The organism is Moorena sp. SIO4E2, from assembly GCF_010671945.1.
Taxonomy (GTDB): domain Bacteria; phylum Cyanobacteriota; class Cyanobacteriia; order Cyanobacteriales; family Coleofasciculaceae; genus Moorena; species Moorena producens.
In genome coordinates this window covers 1-1,070 of record NZ_JAAHIE010001411.1, presented here as the reverse complement: position 1 = coordinate 1,070, position 1,070 = coordinate 1, and the positions used below count along the sequence as shown (strand labels likewise).

1 protein-coding gene is annotated in these 1,070 nt (G+C 40.4%); it reads left to right on the top strand.

The window, feature by feature from the left end; translation table 11 throughout:
• A partial coding sequence (locus F6K37_RS44075) for an ISAs1 family transposase (protein WP_287257439.1) occupies positions 1-690 on the top strand: 690 nt, incomplete at its 5' end.
• Positions 691-1,070 lie beyond the last annotated feature (380 nt).

Sequence of the window (1,070 nt, the reverse complement as noted above, 5' to 3'; positions counted from 1 at the left end):
TTCCCTAGCGCTTTGAAAAAGCGCGGGGTCGCACCGCTTGAAAATAAGAAAAGTTCAGAAATTCACCAAGTCCAAGGAGCTATAAGAACTTGCCCCCTTCAGAATCAAGTATTTACTCTCGATGCTCTTCATTGCCAAAAAGCAACTACTCAAGCTATTATTGACTCAAATAATCATTATACTATTGCCGTTAAAAAAAATCAAAAAACACTCTATAATTATCTAGAATATGTTAGTACTCATCAAACACCAATTACAGTTAATTGCACTATTGACAAGAGTCATGGCCGAGAAATTGAGCGCACTACTTACGTGTTTGATCCTCCGGCTTATTTTTGCTTATATTGGTGGGATGTCAAGAGTTTTATAAAAGTAGTTAGACAAGGAAAAAGAGGAAATGCTAATTATACTAATATTGCTTATTATATCAGTAGCTTGTCAGAAACAGCTAAAGTATTTGCTGATAAAATTAAAGGACACTGGGCAATCGAAAATAAATTGCATTGGATTAAAGATGTGATTTTACAGGAAGATCATTGTTCTTTTAATGACACTCAAGCTACTACTAACTTTTCTATTCTCAACACAGTAGCTCTGAATCTTTTCCGAATTTTGGGCTTCGACTCAATTACCGAAGCCCAAAGATGGCTTCGTAACAAGTGGTCTAGGCTTTGGGTTTTGTTAGAATGAAACAGCCCTGAGGACACGACGGGGTCAACCCCGTCTCTGTTTTTCATCCCCGGTCTAAAGACACAGGGTTCTCAAATTTCAAGTTTTATTGATAGGCAAGAGGCAAGAGGCAAGAGGCAATAGTTCCGGAGTGCTCATCCGTGCAAGACAAGCACTGACTAACACAATTGCGCTTGTGAGGGGGAGAATCAGGATTGTCCTCTGATTACAGCAATTCAACTGATGTTTCCTGATTTTCTGCCCTCCAATACCAAGCAGCTAGTTGAGTCTACCTCGATTGACCTTGCTCAAAGTATCCAGCGTCAAGCTATCTCAACTCCCCTGAGCCCCCAGGCCATTGCCACAACTTACGTTAATCAGGGTAAGGGTGGCACACCAAT